The 20,494-nt window shown below is 66.0% G+C and carries 21 protein-coding genes; 14 read left to right on the top strand and 7 right to left on the bottom strand.

All coding sequences use genetic code 11. The features are described from left to right. Nucleotides 1-71: 71 nt before the first annotated feature. Complete coding sequence (locus AP428_RS10145) at nt 72-1,064, bottom strand: bifunctional riboflavin kinase/FAD synthetase (protein WP_011546013.1); 993 nt, start codon at nt 1,062-1,064, stop codon at nt 72-74. Between the two features lie 122 nt (nt 1,065-1,186). Between AP428_RS10145 and purN the strand changes: the two genes are divergently transcribed. From purN to nadC, 6 genes are all read left to right on the top strand, one after another. Beyond that, nucleotides 1,187-1,849 (top strand): phosphoribosylglycinamide formyltransferase, encoded by a 663-nt coding sequence (purN, locus tag AP428_RS10140; protein ID WP_011546012.1) that lies wholly within the window; start codon nt 1,187-1,189, stop codon nt 1,847-1,849. After that, complete coding sequence (locus AP428_RS10135) at nt 1,846-3,111, top strand: RsmB/NOP family class I SAM-dependent RNA methyltransferase (protein WP_011546011.1); 1,266 nt, start codon at nt 1,846-1,848, stop codon at nt 3,109-3,111. The genes purN and AP428_RS10135 overlap by 4 nt, the downstream gene beginning before the upstream one ends. An 18-nt stretch (nt 3,112-3,129) precedes the next feature. Continuing rightward, nucleotides 3,130-4,515 (top strand): mechanosensitive ion channel family protein, encoded by a 1,386-nt coding sequence (locus tag AP428_RS10130; protein ID WP_011694366.1) that lies wholly within the window; start codon nt 3,130-3,132, stop codon nt 4,513-4,515. A gap of 215 nt (nt 4,516-4,730) precedes the next feature. Next, nucleotides 4,731-5,927, top strand: coding sequence for an acyl-CoA desaturase (locus AP428_RS10125; RefSeq protein WP_006478042.1), 1,197 nt, complete (start codon nt 4,731-4,733; stop codon nt 5,925-5,927). Between the two features lie 310 nt (nt 5,928-6,237). Continuing rightward, nucleotides 6,238-7,374: a quinolinate synthase NadA gene (gene nadA, locus AP428_RS10120; RefSeq protein WP_006478043.1), complete on the top strand. Its 1,137-nt coding sequence runs from the start codon at nt 6,238-6,240 to the stop codon at nt 7,372-7,374. Next, a complete protein-coding gene (gene nadC / locus AP428_RS10115) occupies nt 7,371-8,252 on the top strand; it encodes a carboxylating nicotinate-nucleotide diphosphorylase (protein WP_011546009.1) in 882 nt (293 codons plus the stop codon). Before nadA ends, nadC begins: the two co-directional genes overlap by 4 nt. Nucleotides 8,253-8,349: 97 nt before the next feature. On the opposite strand, the gene nadB is transcribed toward nadC, so the two are convergent. From nadB to radC, 4 genes are all read right to left on the bottom strand, one after another. Then, complete coding sequence (nadB, locus tag AP428_RS10110; RefSeq protein ID WP_011546008.1) at nt 8,350-9,936, bottom strand: L-aspartate oxidase; 1,587 nt, start codon at nt 9,934-9,936, stop codon at nt 8,350-8,352. A 176-nt stretch (nt 9,937-10,112) separates the two neighbouring features. After that, nucleotides 10,113-10,280, bottom strand: a complete 168-nt coding sequence (gene rpmG, locus AP428_RS10105; RefSeq protein WP_006478046.1) for a 50S ribosomal protein L33 — start codon at nt 10,278-10,280, stop codon at nt 10,113-10,115. A 17-nt stretch (nt 10,281-10,297) separates the two neighbouring features. Further along, on the bottom strand, nt 10,298-10,531 hold the full coding sequence (gene rpmB / locus AP428_RS10100; RefSeq protein WP_004186391.1) for a 50S ribosomal protein L28: 234 nt from the start codon (nt 10,529-10,531) through the stop codon (nt 10,298-10,300). A 237-nt stretch (nt 10,532-10,768) separates the two neighbouring features. Beyond that, on the bottom strand, nt 10,769-11,542 hold the full coding sequence (gene radC / locus AP428_RS10095; protein ID WP_011546007.1) for a DNA repair protein RadC: 774 nt from the start codon (nt 11,540-11,542) through the stop codon (nt 10,769-10,771). Between the two features lie 135 nt (nt 11,543-11,677). Between radC and AP428_RS10090 the strand changes: the two genes are divergently transcribed. The 8 genes from AP428_RS10090 (at nt 11,678) to AP428_RS10055 (ending at nt 18,802) form a co-directional block, all read left to right on the top strand. Further along, nucleotides 11,678-12,133 (top strand): peptidylprolyl isomerase, encoded by a 456-nt coding sequence (locus tag AP428_RS10090; protein WP_006488950.1) that lies wholly within the window; start codon nt 11,678-11,680, stop codon nt 12,131-12,133. Between the two features lie 2 nt (nt 12,134-12,135). Next, a complete protein-coding gene (gene ispH / locus AP428_RS10085) occupies nt 12,136-13,116 on the top strand; it encodes a 4-hydroxy-3-methylbut-2-enyl diphosphate reductase (protein ID WP_006488968.1) in 981 nt (326 codons plus the stop codon). 270 nt (nt 13,117-13,386) lie between these two features. Beyond that, nucleotides 13,387-14,040, top strand: a complete 654-nt coding sequence (locus AP428_RS10080; RefSeq protein WP_011546005.1) for a hypothetical protein — start codon at nt 13,387-13,389, stop codon at nt 14,038-14,040. A gap of 211 nt (nt 14,041-14,251) precedes the next feature. Beyond that, nucleotides 14,252-15,202 (top strand): branched-chain amino acid ABC transporter permease, encoded by a 951-nt coding sequence (locus tag AP428_RS10075; protein ID WP_006478051.1) that lies wholly within the window; start codon nt 14,252-14,254, stop codon nt 15,200-15,202. Nucleotides 15,203-15,221: 19 nt separating this feature from the next. Continuing rightward, nucleotides 15,222-16,391, top strand: a complete 1,170-nt coding sequence (locus AP428_RS10070; protein ID WP_006478052.1) for an ABC transporter ATP-binding protein — start codon at nt 15,222-15,224, stop codon at nt 16,389-16,391. Nucleotides 16,392-16,414: 23 nt separating this feature from the next. Continuing rightward, entirely contained in the window at nt 16,415-17,191 is a 777-nt protein-coding gene (locus AP428_RS10065; protein ID WP_006478053.1) for an ABC transporter ATP-binding protein, read from the top strand. After that, nucleotides 17,191-17,907: an ABC transporter ATP-binding protein gene (locus tag AP428_RS10060; protein ID WP_006478054.1), complete on the top strand. Its 717-nt coding sequence runs from the start codon at nt 17,191-17,193 to the stop codon at nt 17,905-17,907. The genes AP428_RS10065 and AP428_RS10060 overlap by 1 nt, the downstream gene beginning before the upstream one ends. 223 nt (nt 17,908-18,130) lie before the next feature. After that, a complete protein-coding gene (locus AP428_RS10055) occupies nt 18,131-18,802 on the top strand; it encodes a DUF2278 family protein (RefSeq protein ID WP_006478055.1) in 672 nt (223 codons plus the stop codon). Between the two features lie 25 nt (nt 18,803-18,827). Here the strand turns inward: AP428_RS10055 and AP428_RS10050 are convergent, their stop codons facing one another. Beyond that, nucleotides 18,828-19,283 carry a GNAT family acetyltransferase gene (locus tag AP428_RS10050; RefSeq protein WP_011546003.1) on the bottom strand — a complete coding sequence of 152 codons (456 nt, stop codon included), beginning with the start codon at nt 19,281-19,283 and terminating at the stop codon, nt 18,828-18,830. A gap of 13 nt (nt 19,284-19,296) precedes the next feature. Next, on the bottom strand, nt 19,297-20,481 hold the full coding sequence (locus AP428_RS10045) for an acetylornithine transaminase (RefSeq protein ID WP_011546002.1): 1,185 nt from the start codon (nt 20,479-20,481) through the stop codon (nt 19,297-19,299). Nucleotides 20,482-20,494 lie beyond the last annotated feature (13 nt).

The following is a 20,494-nucleotide window of genomic DNA, read 5'->3' as shown; positions in this document are numbered from 1 at the left end:
CGGGCGTCGTGAATCGGGTAGGCGCGCGCGAGGGCGGCGCGAGGGTGCGGCGCGAGGCGCCGCCGTCCGGATCAGCTAATTCGGTCGGTGGCCGACGTCGCGAAGCCCGTCGCGCGGCTGCCCGGCGCACGGTCGCGTTCGGTGAAGTAGGCGCGTGCATTCGCGACGTCCAGCGCGATCGCGCGCGACAGCGCCTCGAGATCGTCGAATTTCGCCTCGTCGCGCAGCTTCTTCAGGAATTCGACACGGATCAGCTTGCCGTACGCGTCGCCGTGCCAGTCGAGCAGATGAACTTCGAGCAGCACGCGGCCCGAATCGTCGACGGTCGGGCGCAGCCCGAGGCTCGCGACGCCCGGCAGCGGCTCGGGGCCGAGGCCGTGCACCTGCACGACGAAGATGCCCGCGAGCGCCGGCCGCTTGTGCTGGATCGGCAGGTTCAGCGTCGGGAAGCCGAGATCGCGGCCGAGCTTCAGCCCGTGCGCGACGTGGCCGCTGATCGCGTAGCCGTGCCCGAGCGCCTGCGCGGCCGCGTCGAGATCGCCCGCGGCGAGCGCCGCGCGCACGCCGGAGCTGGAAATGCGCGTGCCGTCGCTGCCGGCCACCGTGCCCATCTGCTCGACCTCGAAGCCGTGCAGCTCGCCGGCCGCCTTCAGCGTGTCGAAGGTGCCCGCGCGCTTCGCGCCGTAGCAGAAATCGTCACCGACCATCATCCAGCGCGTGTGCAGCCCGTTCACCAGCGTGCGTTCGACGAACGCCTGCGGCGACTGGCTCGCGAAGGTGTGGTTGAAGTGCTCGACGACGACGCGGTCGACCCCGTGGTCGCGCAGCGCTTCCAGTTTGTCGCGCAGCATCGCGATGCGCGGCGGTGCGCCGGCCGGATTGAAGAATTCGCGCGGGTGCGGCTCGAACGTCATCACGCACACGGGCAGGCCGCGCGCGTCCGCTGCCGCGCGCACGCGCGCGAGCAGGGCCTGGTGGCCGCGATGGACACCGTCGAAGTTGCCGATCGTCAGCGCGCACGGGGCGCGGCTCTCGGCGTTGGGCAGGCCGCGGAAGACTTTCACGATAGCGGATGCAGCGTCGGGGAATGGGCGGTGGGATGCCGCAAAGCAGAAGATTATAAACGTTCGAGCGGGCCGACGGCCGAGAAGGCGGGAAACGCGAGGGCGAATGGTAAAATTCGCGGATGAAAAAACTCGTGATCCTGATTTCCGGTCGCGGCAGCAACATGGAGGCCATCGTCCGCGCGTGCGCGCAGGAACGCTGGCCGGCCGAGATTGCCGCCGTGATCGCCAACCGGCCCGATGCGGCCGGACTGGCTTTTGCCGCGTCGCACGGGGTGGCGACGGCGGTGGTCGACCACCGGTCGTTCGACGGCCGCGACAGCTTCGACGCGGCGCTCGCCGCCGAAATCGACCGTTTTTCGCCCGATCTCGTCGTTCTCGCCGGCTTCATGCGCATCCTGACGCCTGCATTCGTCAGACGATACGAGGGCCGGCTGCTCAACATCCATCCGTCGCTGCTGCCGAGCTTCAAGGGCATCCACACGCACCAGCAGGCGCTGGATGCGGGCGTCGCGCTGCATGGCGCGAGCGTGCATTTCGTCATTCCCGAGCTCGACAGCGGCGCGATCGTCGCGCAGGGCGCGGTGCCGGTGCATGCCGGCGACGACGCGGCCGCGCTCGCGCAGCGCGTGCTGACGGTCGAGCACGTGCTGTATCCGCGTGCGGTGCGCTGGTTCGTCGAAGGGCGTCTGCGCCTCGAGGACGGTCGTGCAGTGGTCGCGCCCGAAGAGGCGCGCTGGATTTTCGCGGATCAACCGCAAACCGAAACGAGTGAGGGCGTATGAAGCTGCACGGATTCCTGATTGGCCAGACCGAAACCCTGCTCGCCGAGGTGCTGAAGTTCGCCGGCCCCGCCGACGCGACGACGAGCCGGTTCTTCCGCGCGCACCCGAAGCTCGGGCATGCCGAGCGCGGCGTGATCGCCGAGGCCGTGTTCGCGGTGCTGCGCCGGAAGATGGAGTTCTCGCATCTCGCCGAGAGCGGCACCGGCACGCCCGCGCGGCGTCTCACGCTGCTCGGCCTGATGCAGACGATGGGGCGCAATGCGCTGAAGCCGTTCCTGTCCGACACCGAGTCCGCGTGGCTCGAGCACGTGTCGAAGATCGATCCGGCGAGCCTGCCCGTGCGCATTCGCACGAACCTGCCCGACTGGATTCACCAGGCGCTGTCGGAGCGTTTCGACGCCGAGGAACTCGCGCAGCTCGCCGCTGCGCTGAACTACCCGGCGCCGCTCGACCTGCGTGCCAACGCGCAGAAGGCGACCCGCGACCAGGTGATCGAAGCGCTGCGCGTGAGCGGCATCGAAGCGGGCGCGACGCCGTTCGCGCCGTTCGGCGTGCGCGTGGTCGGCAAGCCGGCGCTGACGCGCCTGAAGCTGTTCGAGGAAGGCGCGATCGAGGTGCAGGACGAAGGCAGCCAGCTGCTGTGCTCGCTGGTCGCGCCGCGCCGCGGTGAAATGGTCGTCGATTTCTGCGCGGGCGCGGGCGGCAAGACGCTCGCACTCGGCGCGATGATGCGCTCGACCGGGCGCCTCTATGCGTTCGACATCTCGGAGAAGCGTCTCGCGAAGCTGAAGCCGCGCCTCGCGCGCAGCGGGCTGTCGAACGTGAACCCGGTGCTGATCGACAGCGAGCACGACGCGAAGATCAAACGGCTCGCCGGCAAGATCGACCGCGTGCTGGTCGATGCGCCGTGCAGCGGCCTCGGCACGCTGCGCCGCAATCCGGACCTGAAGTGGCGCCAGACGCGCACGGCGATCGACGAGCTGACGCCGAAGCAGGCGTCGATCCTCGCGAGCGCCGCGCGGCTCGTGAAGAAGGGCGGCCGGCTCGTCTACGCGACCTGCAGCGTGCTCGACGCCGAGAACGAGCGCATCGTCGAACAGTTCCTGGCCGATCATCCGGAGTTCACGCTGGTGCCGGCGCAGCAGGTGCTGGCCGACCAGCGCATCGAGCTCGAGACGGGCGACTACCTGTCGCTGTGGCCGCACCGTCACGCGACCGACGGCTTCTTCGCCGCGGTGCTCGAGCGCCGCGCCGCGCAGTAACGACTGCCCGGACGGACGATGGAGAATTTGCAGAGCCGCCTGCTGTCGCACCGGCTGGAATCGGTGATTCGCGATTTCCACCAGCCGGTGATGATCTGGCAGGCGGCGATCCTCATCGGTGCGCTGTGTTTCGCGTGGGTGGCCGCGCGCTTCGTGCACGGCCGGATCGATGCGCGGCGCCGGGCGGCCGGGCGTGCGCCCGGCGCGGGCGCGCAAAGCCTGAAACGTGCGTTGTTTCCGCTGTTCGGCAGCGTGTTCGTCGGCGGCGCGCAACTCGCGTTCGACCCGTTCATGTCGACGTCGCTGTTGTCGCTCGCGCTCGTGCCGCTGTTCGGCATCGGGCTGATCTACGTGCTGTTCTTCTTCGCGCGGCGCGTGTTCGCGCGCGACGGCCACACGCACGCGTGGCTGTCGATCGTCGAGAAGATCGTGTCGACCGTCGTGTGGGCCGCGATGGTGATGACCGTGCTCGGCATCCAGCGCGACGTGCTCGGCTGGCTCGACAGCGTGCAGTTCCGGGTCGCGACCGCGCACCTCACGCTGCTGTCGGTGATCTCCGGCGCGCTGTGGGTGTGCGTGACGCTGATGGTCGCGATGTGGCTCGGCTCGGTGCTCGAGGATCGCCTGTCGCGCGCGAGCACGCTCGACGCGAACCTGAAGGTCGTACTGTCGCGGATCGGCCGCGCGCTGCTCGTGTTCGCGGCGATCCTGATCGGGCTGTCGCTGGTCGGCATCGACGTGACGGTGCTCGGCGTGTTCGGCGGCGCGGTGGGCGTCGGCCTCGGGTTCGGGCTGCAGAAGATCGCCAGCAACTACGTGTCGGGCTTCATCATCCTGCTCGACCGCTCGCTGCGGCTCGGCGATGCGATCAGCGTCGGCGGGCTGCAGGGCGTCGTCACGCAGATCCGCACGCGCTACACGGTCGTGCGCGGCCTTGACGGCAACGAGACGCTGATCCCGAACGAGAAGCTGATCACCGACGTCGTGCAGAACCAGTCGTCCTACCTGACGCGCGGCTACGCGAAAGTCGCGGTGCAGGTCGCGTACACGAGCGACGTCGAGCAGGCACTCGCGTTGCTCGCCGACGCCGCGAAGGACGTGCCGCGCGTGCTGGCCGAGCCGGTGCCGACGCCGTACCTCGTGGGGTTCGGCGCGGACGGCATCGATCTGGAGCTCGGCTTCTGGATCGAGGATTCGGCGAAAGGCACGTCGGGCGTGCGCTCGAGCGTGAACCGCAACATCTGGCGGCTGTTCAGCGAGCACGGGATCTCGATTCCGTTTCCGCAGCGCGAAGTGCGCGTGGTCGGGCTGCCGGACGGCTTTCCCGCGGCGGCGGGCGTGGCGGCCGGGCTCGATCCGGCGCTTGCCGATGGTGCGCAGGACAGGCGCGCGCCGGCGGCGTAGCGGCCACGGGCGGTCAATCGTACCGATTTCGCGGTCGAAACCGGATCACGGGCCTTTCCCAGTCCGGACATGGACCGCGCGGATTGCGTCAGGGCAAGAAAATATTCATTTTTTACAAAGACTTGGAACGGTTGAAGTAAAATTCTGGTCTACACGCGGTATGCTTTCATTCTTCTGACGCCGGTGCGGCGTCGCTCTCATCACAGGTAACTGCCTTGTTGAATTCCCTGCTCGATTTTCTTTCCCACGGGCTCCTGCGTTTTTCGTGGTGGCAGGTCGCGTTGTTCGCGCTCGCCGTCACGCACGTCACGATCATCGGCGTGACCGTCTACCTGCACCGCTGCCAGGCGCACCGCGCGCTGGAGCTGCATCCGATCGCGAGCCACTTCTTCCGTTTCTGGCTGTGGATGACCACCGGCATGCTGACCGGCCAGTGGGCCGCGATTCACCGCAAGCACCACGCGAAGTGCGAGACCGAGGAAGATCCGCACAGCCCGCAGACGCGCGGCATCTGGAAGGTGTTCCTCGAGGGCGCCGAGCTGTATCGCGCGGAAGCGAAGAACGAAGAAACGATGCGCAAGTTCAGCCACGGCACGCCGAACGACTGGCTCGAGCGCAACGTCTACTCGAAGTACCCGATTCTCGGCATCAGCATGATGATGGTGATCGACGTCGCGCTGTTCGGCGTGCTCGGCCTCACCGTGTGGGCCGTGCAGATGGTGTGGATCCCGTTCTGGGCGGCGGGCGTCGTCAACGGCTTCGGTCACTTCTGGGGCTATCGCAATTTCAACTCGGCCGACGCGAGCACGAACCTGTTCCCGTGGGGCATCGTGATCGGCGGCGAAGAGCTGCACAACAACCACCACACGTTCGCGACGTCGGCGAAGCTGTCGAACAAGTGGTACGAGTTCGACATCGGCTGGATGTACATCCGCATCATGTCGGCATTCGGTCTCGCGAAGGTGAAGAAGGTCGCGCCGACGCCGCGCCTGAACAAGCCGAAGACGGTGCTCGACCAGGAAACGCTGCAGGCCGTGCTGTCGAACCGCTACGAAGTGATGGCGCGTTACGGCAAGGCCGTGAAGCGTGCGTACCGCCAGGAGCTCGCGCACCTGAAGGAACTCGGTTCGAGCGAGAAGTACCAGTTGATGCGCGGCGCGCGCAAATGGTTCCACAAGGACGCCGACGGCCTCGACGAGCCGCAGAAGAAGCTGCTGCCGGAAATCTTCGCGAACAGCCAGAAGCTGCATACGTACTTCCAGCTGCGCCAGGATCTCGCCGCGATCTGGGATCGTTCGACCGCCTCGCGCGAACAGCTTCTCGCGCAATTGCAGGATTGGTGCCATCGCGCAGAACAAAGCGGCATCAAGGCGCTGCAGGAATTCGCGACACGCCTGCGTCGCTACGCCTGATTCGAAATCGATTAGAATCTCAGGACGTCACAAACCCCGCGTTGGCGGGGTTTTTTCATTTGGGCCGCCGGTTTTTGACGGACCGGCAGCACCGGGATTGGTATGAGGCTTGGGGCCGGCGTAAGTGTTGAAGCACTCACTCCGGCTGACCGCGAAGCATGGGACCCAAGTAAGCGCTGAAGCGCTAACTTGGGTCGACCGCATAGCATGGGGCATGAGTAAGCGCTGAAGCGCTAACTCCTGCCGACCGCGAAGCATGGGGCCGGAGTAAGTGCTAAAGCACTCACTCCGGCCGACAGGAGATATGGAGATGCAATCGACGATCAAACCCGTCGAGTACGACCGGCCCGTCGCAGCAGGGACCGTGTGCGGCGTCGGACAGGCATGGGCCAAGGTGCCCGACGCGCCGTCCGCCGAGGAGCGCGCTGCGCTGAAGGCACGCATCAAGGCGCTGCTCGCCCGTGAAAAGGCCGTGCTCGTCGCCCACTACTACGTGGATGCCGAACTGCAGGAACTGGCCGACGAAACGGGCGGCTGCGTGGCCGATTCGCTCGAAATGGCCCGCTTCGGCCGTGACCACGACGCGCAGACGCTGATCGTTGCCGGCGTGCGCTTCATGGGCGAAACCGCGAAGATCCTGAGCCCGAACAAACGGATCCTGATGCCCGATCTCGATGCGACCTGTTCGCTCGACCTCGGCTGCCCGGTCGACGAATTCTCGGCATTCTGCGATGCGCATCCGGACCGTACCGTCGTCGTCTACGCGAACACCAGCGCTGCCGTGAAGGCGCGCGCGGACTGGATGGTCACGTCGTCGATCGGTCTCGAGATCGTGGCCGACCTGCACGCGCGCGGCGAAAAGATCATCTGGGCGCCGGACCGTCATCTCGGCAGCTATATCCAGAAGAAGACCGGCGCGGACATGCTGCTGTGGCAGGGCTCGTGTCTCGTCCACGACGAATTCAAGGGCATCGAGCTCGACCTGCTGCGCGCCGAATATCCGGACGCGAAGGTGCTCGTCCACCCCGAGTCGCCGGAAAACGTCGTCGCGCAGGCCGATGTCGTCGGTTCGACCACGCAATTGATCGACGCGGCCGTCAAGTTCGATGCGAAGCGTTTCATCGTCGCGACGGATCTCGGCATCCTGCACAAGATGCAGCTGGCCGCGCCCGGCAAGACCTTCATTGCCGCGCCGACGGCCGGCAACAGCGCGACCTGCAAGAGCTGCGCGCACTGCCCGTGGATGGCGATGAACGGCCTCGCGAACCTCGCCGACGTGCTCGAACGCGGTCACAACGAGATCTTCGTCGATCCCGCGATCGGCGAGCGTGCGCGTTTGCCGATCGACCGGATGCTCGAATTCGCGGCTGCGCACAAGAAGCGCGTGCAGGCGAGCGGCGATCTGCAGCGCGACCAGTCGCTGTTCGCGAACGTGGGGGCGGCATGAGCAACGCCGTATCCCCGCTGTTCGAAGCCGTCCGCGCCCAATACGGCGCGGCATTCGACGAAGCGATCGCGCGTAACGTGGCCGACGCGATCGCCGAAGACGTCGGCACCGGCGACCAGACCGGGCGGCTCGTGCCGGCCGGCGAGCGGCGCCGTGCGCGGATCATCGTGCGCGAGGAAGCCGTGCTGTGCGGCGTACCGTGGTTCGAGGGCGTGATCGCCCGGATCGATTCGTCGATCGTCGTGCAATGGCGCTATCGCGAAGGCGACCGGATGACGCCTGATTCGATCGTCTGCGAACTCGAAGGGCCGGCGCGCGCGTTGCTGACGGCCGAGCGCAACGGGCTGAATTTCCTGCAACTGCTGTCGGGTGTCGCGACGGCGACGCGCCGTTACGTCGAACGCGTCGAAGGCACGCGCGCGAAGATCCTCGATACGCGCAAGACGCTGCCGGGGCTGCGGCTCGCGCAGAAGTACGCAGTGCGCGTGGGCGGCGGCGAGAACCAGCGGCTCGCGCTGTACGACGGCATCCTGATCAAGGAGAACCACATCGCGGCGGCAGGCGGTGTCGGCGAGGCGCTCGATGCGGCGTTCGCGCTGGAGTCAGGTGTGCCGGTGCAGATCGAAGTCGAGACGCTCGCGCAGCTCGACACGGCGCTCGCGCATCGCGCGCAGTCGGTGCTGCTCGACAACTTCACGCTCGACATGATGCGCGAAGCGGTGCGCGTGGCGGATGGCAAGGCCGTGCTCGAAGTCTCCGGCGGCGTCAATTTCGATACGGTGCGTGCGTTCGCGGAGACGGGCGTCGATCGGATCTCGATCGGCGCGCTGACGAAGGACGTGCGGGCGACCGACTATTCGATGCGAATCGTCGACTGACCGAACGTCGTCCGATCAGACAAAAAGCCGTTGGCGCGCAAACGCCAACGGCTTTTTTCTTGTGCTGCGGCCGCCGCCGGGCAGGGCGGCGCGCCGCTCAGCGGCGCACGCGCGGCGTGAGCACGCTCGGCAACGCCTTCGGCAGCGTATGCGGCCAGTCGCGGCTGTAGTGCAACCCGCGGCTTTCGCGGCGGGAGTGCGCACTCTTGACGATCAGCGTGGCCACGTCGACCAGGTTGCGCAGTTCGAGCAGATCGCGTGTCACGCGGAAGTTCGCGTAGTACTCGTGGATCTCGTCGCGCAGCAGCGACAGGCGATGTTTCGCGCGTTCGAGGCGCTTGTCGGTGCGCACGATGCCGACATAGTTCCACATCAGGCGGCGCAGTTCGTCCCAGTTGTGTGCGACGACGACTTCCTCGTCCGCATCCGACACACGGCTTTCGTCCCACGCGGGCAGCGTGGCCGGCGTGTCGGCGTCGAAGCCCGCCGCCTCGATCGCCTCGGCTGCCGCGCGGCCGATCACGAGACATTCGAGCAGCGAGTTGCTCGCGAGCCGGTTCGCGCCGTGCAGCCCCGTGTACGACGTTTCGCCGACCGCATACAGGCCGGCGAGATCGGTGCGCCCCGCGAGATCGGTGACGACGCCGCCGCACGTATAGTGCGCGGCCGGCACGACGGGAATCGGCTGTTTCGCGATGTCGATGCCGAATTCGAGGCAGCGCGCATGAATCATCGGGAAGTGTTCGCGCAGGAACGCTTCCGGCTGATGGCTGATGTCGAGATACACGCAGTCGATCCCGCGCTTCTTGATCTCGAAGTCGATCGCGCGCGCGACGATGTCGCGCGGCGCGAGCTCCGCGCGCGGATCGTGCGAGGGCATGAAGCGGGTGCCGTCGGGCAGCTTCAGCAGGCCGCCTTCGCCGCGCACGGCCTCCGAAATCAGGAACGACTTCGCATACGGATGGAACAGGCAGGTCGGGTGGAACTGGATGAATTCCATGTTCGACACGCGGCAGCCCGCCCGCCATGCCATCGCGATGCCGTCGCCGGTCGCGGTGTCGGGGTTCGTCGTGTACAGGTAGACCTTGCCGGCGCCGCCGGTGGCGAGCACGGTGTGCGGCGCCTCGATCGTGATCGTGCGGTCGTTGTCGACGTCGAGCGCATACAGGCCGTGACAGCGGCGGCCGGGCAGGCCGAGCCGGTCGGACGTGATCAGGTCGATTGCGTGGTGGTTTTCGAAGAACGTGATGTTCGGATGCTGGCGCGCCCGTTCCGACAGCGTCGCGAGCACCGCATGGCCGGTCGCATCGGCCGCATGGATGATTCGCCGGTGGCTGTGGCCGCCTTCGCGCGTCAGGTGAAAGCCGAGTTCGGCCGCGTCGTCCTTCGTGAACGGGACGCCTTGCGAGATCAGCCATTCGATGGCTTCGCGCCCGTGCTCGACGATGTAGCGCGTCGCGCCTTCGTCGCACAGGCCGCCGCCGGCGACCAGCGTGTCGTCGACGTGGTTCTCGATACTGTCCGCCGAGTCGAGGACCGCCGCGATGCCGCCTTGCGCGTTATCGCTCGCCCCCTCCATCATCGAACGTTTCGCGATCAGTGCGACACGTCGCGTGCTGGCCAGGTTGAGTGCGACCGACAGCCCTGCCAGGCCGCTGCCGACGATCGCCACGTCGAATTTCATGCTGCATCTCCATCGTTACGCTTTTGATCTTGTGCGTTCCGGCGGCCGCGGCCGCGGAAAGGGGAGAGCATACCGCGTCGGGCTCGAGCGTGCGCGCAAAACACGCGCAAAACAAAAAGCCCCGCATGTGCGGGGCTTTTCGGTCGCCGTCAGGCTGGCAGAAACCGGAGCGGAGATTACTTGATCTTGGTTTCTTTGTATTCCACATGCTTGCGGACGACGGGATCGAACTTCTTGATCGCCATCTTTTCCGGCATGTTGCGCTTGTTCTTCGTGGTCGTGTAGAAGTGACCCGTACCAGCGGTCGACTCAAGCTTGATCTTGTCGCGGGCGCCTTTTGCCATGATTGTGCTCCTTGGGCTTAGGCTTCGCCGCGTGCGCGCAGGTCAGCGAGCACGGAATCGATGCCGTTCTTGTCGATCAGGCGCAGGCCGGCGTTCGAGACGCGCAGGCGCACCCAGCGGTTTTCGCTCTCAACCCAGAACCGGCGGTTTTGCAGGTTCGGGAGGAAGCGGCGCTTCGTCTTGTTGTTGGCGTGGGAAACGTTGTTGCCGCTCATCGGCGCTTTCCCAGTTACTTGGCATACGCGTGCCATGAGAGCACTCCTAATACGCTAAATTCGGGGTTCGATCGCCGGTGAAGGTTCCATCGCACCGCCACGTGATCCATGGCTGCACTCAGAACGCCGTAGCCCTTACAGACAAGGCCCTTCGATGGCTAGAACTGGTTGGAAAAAAGACAGACGACGATTCTAGCAGAAAAAGTTCAGAAAAATCAAACCTAATTTCGCTTCGTCGTTGCGGCGCCCTGGGATGGGCCGCCGCGCCACAGTCTACAGCCAACCGGCCCGCGCGAACGAGAAAGTATCGCTGACGCCGACGACGACATGATCGAGCAACCGTACGTCGACGAGTTCGAGCGCGTCCTTCAGCACGCGGGTCAGGCGGCGGTCTTCCGCGCTCGGCTGCACCGCGCCCGACGGATGGTTGTGCGCGACGATCAGCGCCGCGGCGTTGTGTTTCATCGCGCGGCGCACGATCTCGCGCGGATAGACGGCCATGCGTGTGAGCGAGCCGCGCGCGATTTCCTCCATGTCGATCAGGCGGTTGCGCGCGTCCAGATAGACCGCGATGAACACTTCGTACTGGCGCGTGCCGATCTTCAGTCGCAAACAATCCTCGACGGCACCGGGCGAGTCGATCTGCATCCGTTCTTCCGCCTTCTCCACCAGCATGCGCCGCGCGATCTCGGTGACCGCGACGAGTCGCGCCGAGCGTGCGGGGCCGATGCCGGGGTGCGCCTCGAAATCGTCGGCGGTCGCTTCGAGCAGCCCGTGCAGCGTGCCGAACTGATCGACCAGTGCGCGGGCGGTGACGAATACATCGTGACCGGGCTTGCCGGTGCCGAGCAGCAGCGCGATCAGCTCGTCGTCGGTCAGCGCGGCCGGCCCGCGTTCCAGCAGCCGTTCGCGCGGCCGCTCGGGCCGCCAGTCGCCCGGACGGCGCCTGCGCCGGTTGATCGGGATGACGCGGCCGGGCGGATCGGCCGGCGTATCGGCGGTGTCGCGGCATTCGGCCGACGGCAGGATGGGGCAGGGAGACAGCATGGTCGGAACTCCATTGGCGGCGGGCGGCGGGCGCAACGTCGTCGCACTTTCCGCCTTGCACGCTCAGGTGACTTACAATATTGGCTTTGCGCCGGGCCATTCGGCCGTAGCGGGCGCCGACTGAACGAGTAATTCATGAGCCTCATCGATCTATCCGAAGTGAAGCCCGGTTCCCACGTCACGTTGCATTACCGGCTGGCACTGGCCGACGGCGCCGACATCGTCAACACCTTCTCGGACAAGCCGGCCACGCTGTTGCTGGGCGCGGGGCAACTGGCGCCGTCGCTGGAACAGATTCTGCTCGGGCTCAGGGTCGGCGACCATTCGACTTTTCAGCTAGCCCCCGATCAGGGGTTCGGCCCCCGCAATCCGGACATGCTCCAGCGCGTGACGCTGTCGACGCTGCGCGAGAACGGGATGGTCGGCGACGATTTCACGCCGGGCGAACTCATCGAGTTCAATGCGCCGGATGGCGGTCGCTACGCGGGGGTGCTGAAGGAAGTCAGCGAGACTTCCGCGCTGTTCGACTTCAATCATCCGCTCGCGGGCCAGGCGCTCACGTTCGAAGTGAAAATCATCGGAATCCTGTAATCATGAGTACCACCGATACGCTGTCCGGGCAGACCGTCGCCGCCGACGCCGAAATCCTGCTGGCCCAGCCGCGCGGTTTCTGCGCGGGCGTCGACCGCGCGATCGAGATCGTCGAGCGCGCCATCGCGATGCACGGTGCGCCGATCTACGTGCGTCACGAAATCGTCCACAACAAGTACGTGGTCGAGGATCTGAAGAAGAAGGGCGCGATCTTCGTCGAGGAGCTCGAGGAAGTGCCGGCCGGCAACACCGTGATCTTCAGTGCGCACGGCGTGTCGAAAGCCGTGCGCGACGAGGCCGACGTGCGCGGGCTGCGCATTTACGACGCAACCTGCCCGCTCGTCACGAAGGTGCACGTCGAAGTGGCGAAGATGCGCCAGGACGGTGTCGACATCGTCATGATCGGGCACAAGGGCCATCCCGAAGTCGAAGGCACGATGGGCCAGGTGGAGCGCGGCATGCACCTCGTCGAAAGCGTCGAGGACGTGCAGAAGCTCGAGCTCGCCGATCCTGAGCGCATCGCGCTCGTCACGCAGACGACGCTGTCCGTCGACGACGCGGCCGAGATCATCGGCGCGCTGAAGGCGAAGTATCCGAAGATTCGCGAGCCGAAGAAGCAGGACATCTGCTACGCGACGCAGAACCGCCAGGACGCGGTGAAGTTCATGGCGCCGCAATGCGACGTCGTGATCGTGGTCGGTAGTCCGAACAGCTCGAACTCGAGCCGGCTGCGCGAAGTGGCCGAAAAGCGCGGCGTGGCCGCGTACATGGTCGATGCACCGGACCAGATCGATCCCGCATGGGTCGCCGGCAAGCGCCGCATCGGCGTGACGGCCGGCGCGTCGGCGCCCGAGGTGCTCGCCCAGGCCGTGATCGCGCGGCTGCGCGAACTCGGCGTGCGCAACGTCCGCGCACTCGACGGCATCGAGGAAAACGTGTCGTTTCCGCTGCCGCGCGGGTTGAACCTGCCGCCCGCCGCCTGATTGCCGCATCGCACTCCGCGGAACACCGAAGCGCGCCCTCCCGGCGCGCTTTTTTTGTGCCTCGACATTCAAATCGCAACCATTATTCCCGGTCATGGTGCAACCCGGTTGCTCCGGCTGCGCCCAATCGTGTCTCAAAATTGGTTGCAATGCAGGAAAACCCCATCGAATCAGGAATATTGGCGTCCTATAAATGGAGTTACAATGCGCCCGTTTTCAAGCCGGAATGGCTTTGAAATCGGGATTTGGCAAGGCGCGGGAGACCATTCAATGCATGTGAAGTTGGCTTACGCCGTGTCCGTCGCCGCACCGGTTGCAATGCTTGCCGGCTGCAGCAAAAAGAGCGACGACGAGGCGGGCAGGGAGGCCGCGGGGGGCGCGGCACCATCGGCCGGCGGCGTGCGCGTCGCCGGAGCCGGACGTGCGGCGCCATCGGCGCGCCGTATCGCGCAACTGGGCAGGGACAAGGAAAACGGGGCACGTTTGACGAGTTTGACGATCGAGGAAATCCACGCGCGCAGCCTGGCGACCGGGCCGGCAGCGGGCATGCCGGCTGCGTCGCGGCCAGCCGCCGATCGACGGATGCCGGATGCTCACGGCCTGGCCGGCAGCGTGCCGAGGCCACTGTCCCCCCTTCAATTCGATTCGACGAAACAGCGCGCCGCCGCGACCGACCGTGTCGCGACGCGCAGTCTGGTTCGTACGATGGATTCCGATGCAGTCCTGACGAAAGTCGGGCGCGGCTGTCGCAACGCCCTCGCCGGCGACGCGACGCGGAATCCGATCCGTCCTGGCGCGATGCTTGCATGGCACTGGACGGGCCAAGGCACGGATGCCGGGAAACCGGACGACGGCCGTCTCGGCATGCTGCCCCACGACTTCAAGGAGGCCACGAACACCGTCCTCGATGTCGTGACGATTTAGCGACGGGACTCATGACGGCACCGGAACAGTGCGGTGCCGTTTTTGTATCCGCTTCGGCGGCAGGTCCGGCCGTACAGGCCGGGCGGCGCGCGCCGGAACGATCCACCCTTACCGGTATCGACTAGTACCCGCAGTGTCGCCGAGAAGGCGCGATTCCTCGCTTACCCGCGGGGCGCAACGTCCTCCGGCAGCACGGGCCAAGGAGCTTTAAATGGATATTTTCGTCCAGCAGGTTCTCAACGGGCTGGTGCTCGGCAGTGTGTACGCCATCATCGCGTTGGGATACACGATGGTGTACGGCATTCTCGGCATCATCAACTTCGCGCACGGCGACGTGCTGATGATCGGCGCGATGGTCGCGCTGTCGGCCATCACCGTGCTGCAGAACCACTTTCCCGGACTCGGCAACGTCGCGACGCTGACGATCGGCCTGGGCATCGCCGCGGTCGTCTGTGCGTTCGTCGGCTTCACCATCGAACGCGTCGCATACCGGCCGCTGCGCCGCGCCCCGCGTCTCGCCCCGCTGATCACCGCGATCGGCGTGTCGATCCTGCTGCAGACCGCTGCGATGATCATCTGGTCGCGCAACCCGCTGCCGTTCCCGCAGTTGCTGCCGACCGACCCGATCAACGTGATCAAGGCCACCGACACGACTCCCGGCGCCGTGATCTCGGTGACTGAAATCGTGATCATCGCGGTCGCGTTCATCGTGATGGGCGGCCTGCTGCTGCTCGTGCACAAGACCAAGCTCGGCCGCGCGATGCGCGCGATCGCCGAAAGCCCGAATACGGCGAGCCTGATGGGCGTGAACCCGAACTTCGTGATCTCCGCGACGTTCATGATCGGCTCCGCGCTCGCCGCGCTGGCCGGCGTGATGATCGCGTCCGAATACGGCAACGTGCACTTCTACATGGGCTTCATCCCCGGCATGAAGGCGTTCACCGCGGCGGTGCTCGGCGGGATCGGCAACCTCGGCGGCGCGATGGTCGGCGGCGTGCTGCTCGGCCTGATCGAGCAGCTCGGGGCCGGCTACATCGGCAACCTCACGGGCGGCGTATTCGGCAGTAACTACCAGGACGTGTTCGCCTTCGTCGTGCTGATCATCGTGCTGGTGTTCCGTCCGTCGGGCCTGCTGGGCGAACGGGTCGCGGATCGCGCGTAACGGAAGGGGAGCAAACAACATGACATCCATTCAACCGATCGAATCGTCGACGTCGCTGGTCGAAGAGCGCAATACCGCCAAGACCGTCGTCATCGGCATCCTGACCGCCGCGTTCGTGATCGCCGCGCCGATCATCATCGGCTCGGCCGGCGGCAACTACTGGGTCCGCGTGCTCGACTTCGCGATGCTGTACGTGATGCTCGCGCTGGGCCTGAACGTGGTGGTCGGCTTCGCCGGCCTGCTCGACCTCGGCTACATCGCGTTCTACGCGGTGGGCGCCTACACGGCGGCGCTCCTGAGCTCGCCGCACCTGACCTCGCAGTTCGAGTGGATCGCGGCGCTCGCGCCGAACGGGCTGCACGTGCCGTTTCTGCTGATCGTGCCGATCGCGATGGCGCTGGCGGCGACCTTCGGGATCCTGCTCGGCGCGCCGACGCTGCGCCTGCGCGGCGACTACCTGGCGATCGTCACGCTCGGCTTCGGTGAAATCGTCCGGATCTTCATGAACAACCTCGACCGTCCGGTGAACATCACCAACGGCCCGAAGGGGATCACGGGCATCGATCCGGTGCACGTCGGCGGCTTCAACCTGTCGCAGACGCATACGCTGTTCGGCTTCCAGCTGCCGTCGGTGTACATGTACTACTACCTGTTCGTGCTCTGCTCGCTGCTGGTGATCTGGGTGTGTACGCGTCTGCAGCACTCGCGTATCGGCCGCGCGTGGGCTGCGATCCGCGAGGACGAGATCGCCGCGAAGGCGATGGGCATCAACACCCGTAACGTGAAGCTGCTCGCGTTCGCGATGGGCGCGTCGTTCGGTGGCCTGTCGGGCTCGATGTTCGGCGCGTTCCAGGGCTTCGTGTCGCCCGAGTCGTTCACGTTCTGGGAATCGATCGTCGTGCTCGCCTGCGTGGTGCTCGGCGGCATGGGCCACATCCCGGGCGTGATCCTGGGCGCGGTGCTGCTCGCGATCTTCCCGGAATTCCTGCGCTCGACGATGAGCCCGCTGCAGCACGCGCTGTTCGGTCATGACATCGTCGACACCGAAGTGATCCGTCAGGCGCTGTACGGCCTCGCGATGGTGATCATCATGCTGTACCGCTCGGAAGGCCTGTGGCCCGCGCCGAAGCATGAGGACAAGATCGCGAAACTGGCGAAGCGCAACAGCAAGAAGCCGGTGCGCGCTTAACCTACGGACAAGGGGATACACACATGAGCGACAAGCAAATCCGACTGTCCGTCTCGGGCGTGAACAAGCGCTTCGGCGGGCTGCAGGCGCTGTCCGACGTCGGCCTGCAGATCCGCGAAGGCGAGATCTACGGTCTGATCGGCCCGAACGGCGCCGGCAAGACGACGTTCTTCAACGTGATCACGGGCCTCTATACGCCCGACTCCGGCGACTTCAAGCTGGACGGCACGAACTACACGCCGACGGCCGTGCACCAGGTGGCCAAGGCCGGCATCGCGCGCACGTTCCAGAACATCCGCCTGTTCGGCGGGATGACGGCGCTCGAGAACGTGATGGTGGGCCGCCACGTGCGCACCAAGCACGGGCTGCTCGGCGCGGTGTTCCAGACGCCGGCCGAACGCCAGGAAGAGCGCGAGATCAAGGAGCGCGCGATCGAGCTGCTCGAATACGTCGGCGTGCTGCAGTACGCCGACTACACGTCGCGGAACCTGTCGTACGGTCACCAGCGCCGGCTGGAAATCGCCCGGGCCCTCGCGACCGACCCGAAGCTGCTCGCGCTCGACGAGCCGGCAGCCGGGATGAACGCGACCGAGAAGGTCGAACTCACGCGCCTGCTCGACAAGATCCGCTCGGACGGCCGCACGATTCTCCTGATTGAGCACGACGTGAAGCTCGTGATGGGGCTGTGCAACCGGATGACGGTGCTCGATTACGGCAAGGTGATCGCCGAAGGTCTGCCGCAGGACGTGCAGAAGAATCCGAAGGTGATTGAGGCATATCTCGGCGCAGGGGTGCACTGATGGCAGCGGCAATGTTGAAAATCAAGGGCTTGCAGGTCAACTACGGCGGCATCCAGGCCGTCAAGGGCGTTGACATGGAAGTCCGTCAGGGCGAGCTCGTGACGCTGATCGGTGCGAACGGCGCCGGCAAGACCACGACGATGAAGGCGATCACCGGGCTGAAGCCGTATTCGGCCGGCGACATCGAGTACGAAGGCAAGTCGATCAAGGGCATCCCGTCGCACGAGCTGCTCAAGCGCGGCCTCGCGATGGTGCCGGAAGGCCGCGGGATCTTCGCGCGCATGTCGATCATCGAGAACATGCAGATGGGCGCGTACCTGCGCAACGACAACGAGCAGATCAAGAAGGACGTCGACCGGATGTTCGGCTTCTTCCCGCGCCTGAAGGAACGGGCGACGCAGCTCGCGGGCACGCTGTCGGGCGGCGAGCAGCAGATGCTGGCGATGTCGCGCGCGATCCTGTCCAAGCCGAAGCTGCTGCTGCTCGACGAGCCGTCGATGGGGCTGTCGCCGATCATGGTCGAGAAGATCTTCGAAGTGGTTCGGGAGATCTCGAAGGAGGGCATCACGGTGCTGCTGGTCGAGCAGAACGCACGCCTCGCGCTGCAGGCGGCCGACCGCGGCTACGTGATGGATTCGGGCACGGTCACGATGGAAGGCGACGCGAAGCAGATGCTCGACGATCCGAAGGTGCGCGCCGCGTATCTGGGCGAGTAAGCGATGGACTGAGCGGGCCCGGTTGCGCAGGTCGCATCCGGGCTGTCGAAAAGCCGTCACGGCAGAAACCGTGACGGCTTTTTTTCGTCTTGGTCGATCGCGTCGAACTCTGCGTGCAAACGCCACTCCATTCGACTGTCGGGTCGTGCACGCGGCCGGCCGTCGGCAAACCGACACACGGGCCGCGTAGCATCGATGACCCATCGGGACACGGAGAACGCGCATGAGTCTGGACTACGGTTTCGTGAAGGCGAAGGTGACGTCGGTGGCGAGGCTGAAGGGCTCGCCGCACGGCCGCGAGATCCAGTATCACGTTCACCTGACGCTGGCGTTGCCGGCGGGCGACTGGGACGTCGCGATCAACGTCGGCACCAGCGACGCGGACGATTTGCTGAACTACAAGCTCGTCTACGATTTCCACCATCCGGTCACGGCGACGCTCGCCGCCGCGGCCGAGGGCTATACCGATCTGACGGGGCAGGCCGCGCTGCCCGCGCTCGACTACCTGCGCAGCGACATCCTGAACGAGACGGGCGCGTGGCGCGCGAGCGCGGTGATGGACGGCACCGAGCATCCGGAGCCGATCCCGTCGCTGCTGCGGCTCGTGAACGCCGCGCAGTCGCAGGGCCTCGACGTCGTCGTGTTCGGCCGCACCTATGCGCAAGGCAATGGCATCCACGACACGCACATGAACCAGGGCTCGACGGGCCCGAACTACCTGCATCGCGCGGGTGACGACCACAACGACCACAACGACGTCTGGCAGGACGGCGCGCTGCTCGTGCGCGTGAGCGACACGCAATGGGCCGCGTATTTCGCGGCGTTCGAGCAGCAGGCCGTGCCGACCGACGCGCTCGGCAATCCGCTGCCGGGCGCGGGGCCGATCACGCGCTGAGCCGCTACTGCTACGAGCGGCCGTGTTACGCGGCCGACAGCGTCTTGCCGAACGAGATGCGTTCCTCGACGCGATAGCCGAGCGCGGCATAGAAGCGGCATGCGTCGTCGTTGCCGGGCAGCACCTGCAGGTTGATCTTCGGGCAGCCGCGTGCGGCGAGCGCGCGTTCCGCATGCGCGATGAGTGCACGGCCGATGCCGAGCCGGCGCGCGTCGTTCGCGACGCCGAACGAGTAGAGCCAGCCGCGATGTCCGTCGAAACCGGCCATCAGCGTGCCGACGACGCGCGCGCCGCTGGTCGCGACGAAGAACAGTTCCGGCTGCGTCGCGAGCTTCAGCTCGATCGATCGCAGCGGATCGCGGTGCGGCGGCGCACCGGCTTCGTCGTACTGCGGGAACGCGTCGCGCCATACCGCGAGCACGGCATCGGTGTCGGCGCGTTCGAACGGGCGGATAGCGACAGCATCGGCGGCGGCATCCATCGCGACGGTCTCCTTACAGCGTGTCGAGGATCGACCGCAGCATCGCCATCATCTGGTCGATTTCTTCGGTCGTCACGTTCAGGGCAGGCATGAAGCGCAGCAGGTTCGGCCGTGCGGCGTTCAGCAGCAGGCCGTCGGGCTGCATGTCGCGCGCCTTCTCGACGATCTGCGGGCCGATGTCCTTGCCGAGCAGCAGCGCGCGCAGCAGGCCTTCGCCGCGTTCGCCCTCGAAGCCGCGCTCCTCCGACAGTTCGAGCAGCTTGCGCTTCAGATACTCGCTGCGCGCACGCACGCCTTCGAGGAAGCCGGGTGCGACGAGCTGCGAGATCACCGAATAGCCGACCGCCGTCATCAGCGGGTTGCCGTTGTACGTACCGCCCTGGTCGCCGGCCTCGAACACCGCGACGTCGGCTTTCGACAGCAGCGCGCCGAGCGGTGCGCCGCCGCCGATGCCCTTCGCGAGCGTCATGACGTCCGGCTCGATGCCGGACAGCTCGTACGCGAACAGCTTGCCCGCGCGGCCGCAACCGCTTTGCACTTCGTCGACGATCAGCAGCAGGTTGTGCTGCTTCGTCAGCGCGCGCAGCGCCTGCATGAATTCACGCGTGGCCGGGATCACGCCGCCTTCGCCCTGGATCGGCTCGAGCATCACCGCGACGGTCTTGTCGGTGATCAGCTTCTCGACCGACTCGATGTTGTTCAGCTCGGCCTTCGGGAAGCCCGGCACCTGCGGCGCGTAGATCGTGTCCCAGCCCGGCTTGCCGCTGGCCGACATCGTCGCGAGCGTGCGGCCGTGGAAGCTGTGGTCGAACGTGATGATCTCGTATGCGCCGTTCTTGTACTTGCGGCCCCACTTGCGCGCGAGCTTGATCGCGCCTTCGTTCGCCTCGGCGCCGCTGTTCGTGAAGAACACCTTGTCGAACACGCTGTGCTGCGTGAGCAGACCCGCGAGCTTCGCCATCGGTTCGTTGTAGAACGCTGGCGACGGGTTCAGCAGCTTTTCGGCCTGCGTCTTCAGCGCCTCGACGATACCGTCGTTGCAGTGGCCCAGGCTGTTGACGGCCCAGCCCTGGATGAAGTCCAGATAGCGCTTGCCCGTGTGATCGTAGAGCCACGAACCCTTGCCGTGCGTAAACACGATGTCGGGGCGGTTCGTGATGTACATCAGCGAGTCGATCGGATAATCGTTCAGGGGCATGGCAGCAGACTCC

The sequence above is a fragment of the Burkholderia sp. E168m22 genome, from assembly GCF_001319805.1.
Classification (GTDB): domain Bacteria; phylum Pseudomonadota; class Gammaproteobacteria; order Burkholderiales; family Burkholderiaceae; genus Burkholderia; species Burkholderia orbicola.
Note: the sequence above shows the minus strand (reverse complement) of the source record. Positions and strands in the feature narration are given on the sequence as shown.

Excerpts from the sequence above, each read along its gene's own strand:
- radC (WP_011546007.1), bottom strand. The coding sequence starts at position 11,542 with ATGCTGTCTCCCTGCCCCATCCTGCCGTCGGCCGAATGCCGCGACACC.
- AP428_RS10050 (WP_011546003.1), bottom strand. The coding sequence starts at position 19,283 with ATGGATGCCGCCGCCGATGCTGTCGCTATCCGCCCGTTCGAACGCGCC.
- ispH (WP_006488968.1), top strand. The coding sequence starts at position 12,136 with ATGAGTACCACCGATACGCTGTCCGGGCAGACCGTCGCCGCCGACGCC.
- AP428_RS10065 (WP_006478053.1), top strand. The coding sequence starts at position 16,415 with ATGAGCGACAAGCAAATCCGACTGTCCGTCTCGGGCGTGAACAAGCGC.
- rpmB (WP_004186391.1), bottom strand. The coding sequence starts at position 10,531 with ATGGCACGCGTATGCCAAGTAACTGGGAAAGCGCCGATGAGCGGCAAC.
- nadB (WP_011546008.1), bottom strand. The coding sequence starts at position 9,936 with ATGAAATTCGACGTGGCGATCGTCGGCAGCGGCCTGGCAGGGCTGTCG.
- AP428_RS10075 (WP_006478051.1), top strand. The coding sequence starts at position 14,252 with ATGGATATTTTCGTCCAGCAGGTTCTCAACGGGCTGGTGCTCGGCAGT.
- AP428_RS10055 (WP_006478055.1), top strand. The coding sequence starts at position 18,131 with ATGAGTCTGGACTACGGTTTCGTGAAGGCGAAGGTGACGTCGGTGGCG.
- AP428_RS10135 (WP_011546011.1), top strand. The coding sequence starts at position 1,846 with ATGAAGCTGCACGGATTCCTGATTGGCCAGACCGAAACCCTGCTCGCC.
- AP428_RS10070 (WP_006478052.1), top strand. The coding sequence starts at position 15,222 with ATGACATCCATTCAACCGATCGAATCGTCGACGTCGCTGGTCGAAGAG.
- AP428_RS10090 (WP_006488950.1), top strand. The coding sequence starts at position 11,678 with ATGAGCCTCATCGATCTATCCGAAGTGAAGCCCGGTTCCCACGTCACG.
- AP428_RS10060 (WP_006478054.1), top strand. The coding sequence starts at position 17,191 with ATGGCAGCGGCAATGTTGAAAATCAAGGGCTTGCAGGTCAACTACGGC.
- AP428_RS10130 (WP_011694366.1), top strand. The coding sequence starts at position 3,130 with ATGGAGAATTTGCAGAGCCGCCTGCTGTCGCACCGGCTGGAATCGGTG.
- rpmG (WP_006478046.1), bottom strand. The coding sequence starts at position 10,280 with ATGGCAAAAGGCGCCCGCGACAAGATCAAGCTTGAGTCGACCGCTGGT.
- purN (WP_011546012.1), top strand. The coding sequence starts at position 1,187 with ATGAAAAAACTCGTGATCCTGATTTCCGGTCGCGGCAGCAACATGGAG.
- nadC (WP_011546009.1), top strand. The coding sequence starts at position 7,371 with ATGAGCAACGCCGTATCCCCGCTGTTCGAAGCCGTCCGCGCCCAATAC.
- AP428_RS10045 (WP_011546002.1), bottom strand. The coding sequence starts at position 20,481 with ATGCCCCTGAACGATTATCCGATCGACTCGCTGATGTACATCACGAAC.
- AP428_RS10080 (WP_011546005.1), top strand. The coding sequence starts at position 13,387 with ATGCATGTGAAGTTGGCTTACGCCGTGTCCGTCGCCGCACCGGTTGCA.
- nadA (WP_006478043.1), top strand. The coding sequence starts at position 6,238 with ATGCAATCGACGATCAAACCCGTCGAGTACGACCGGCCCGTCGCAGCA.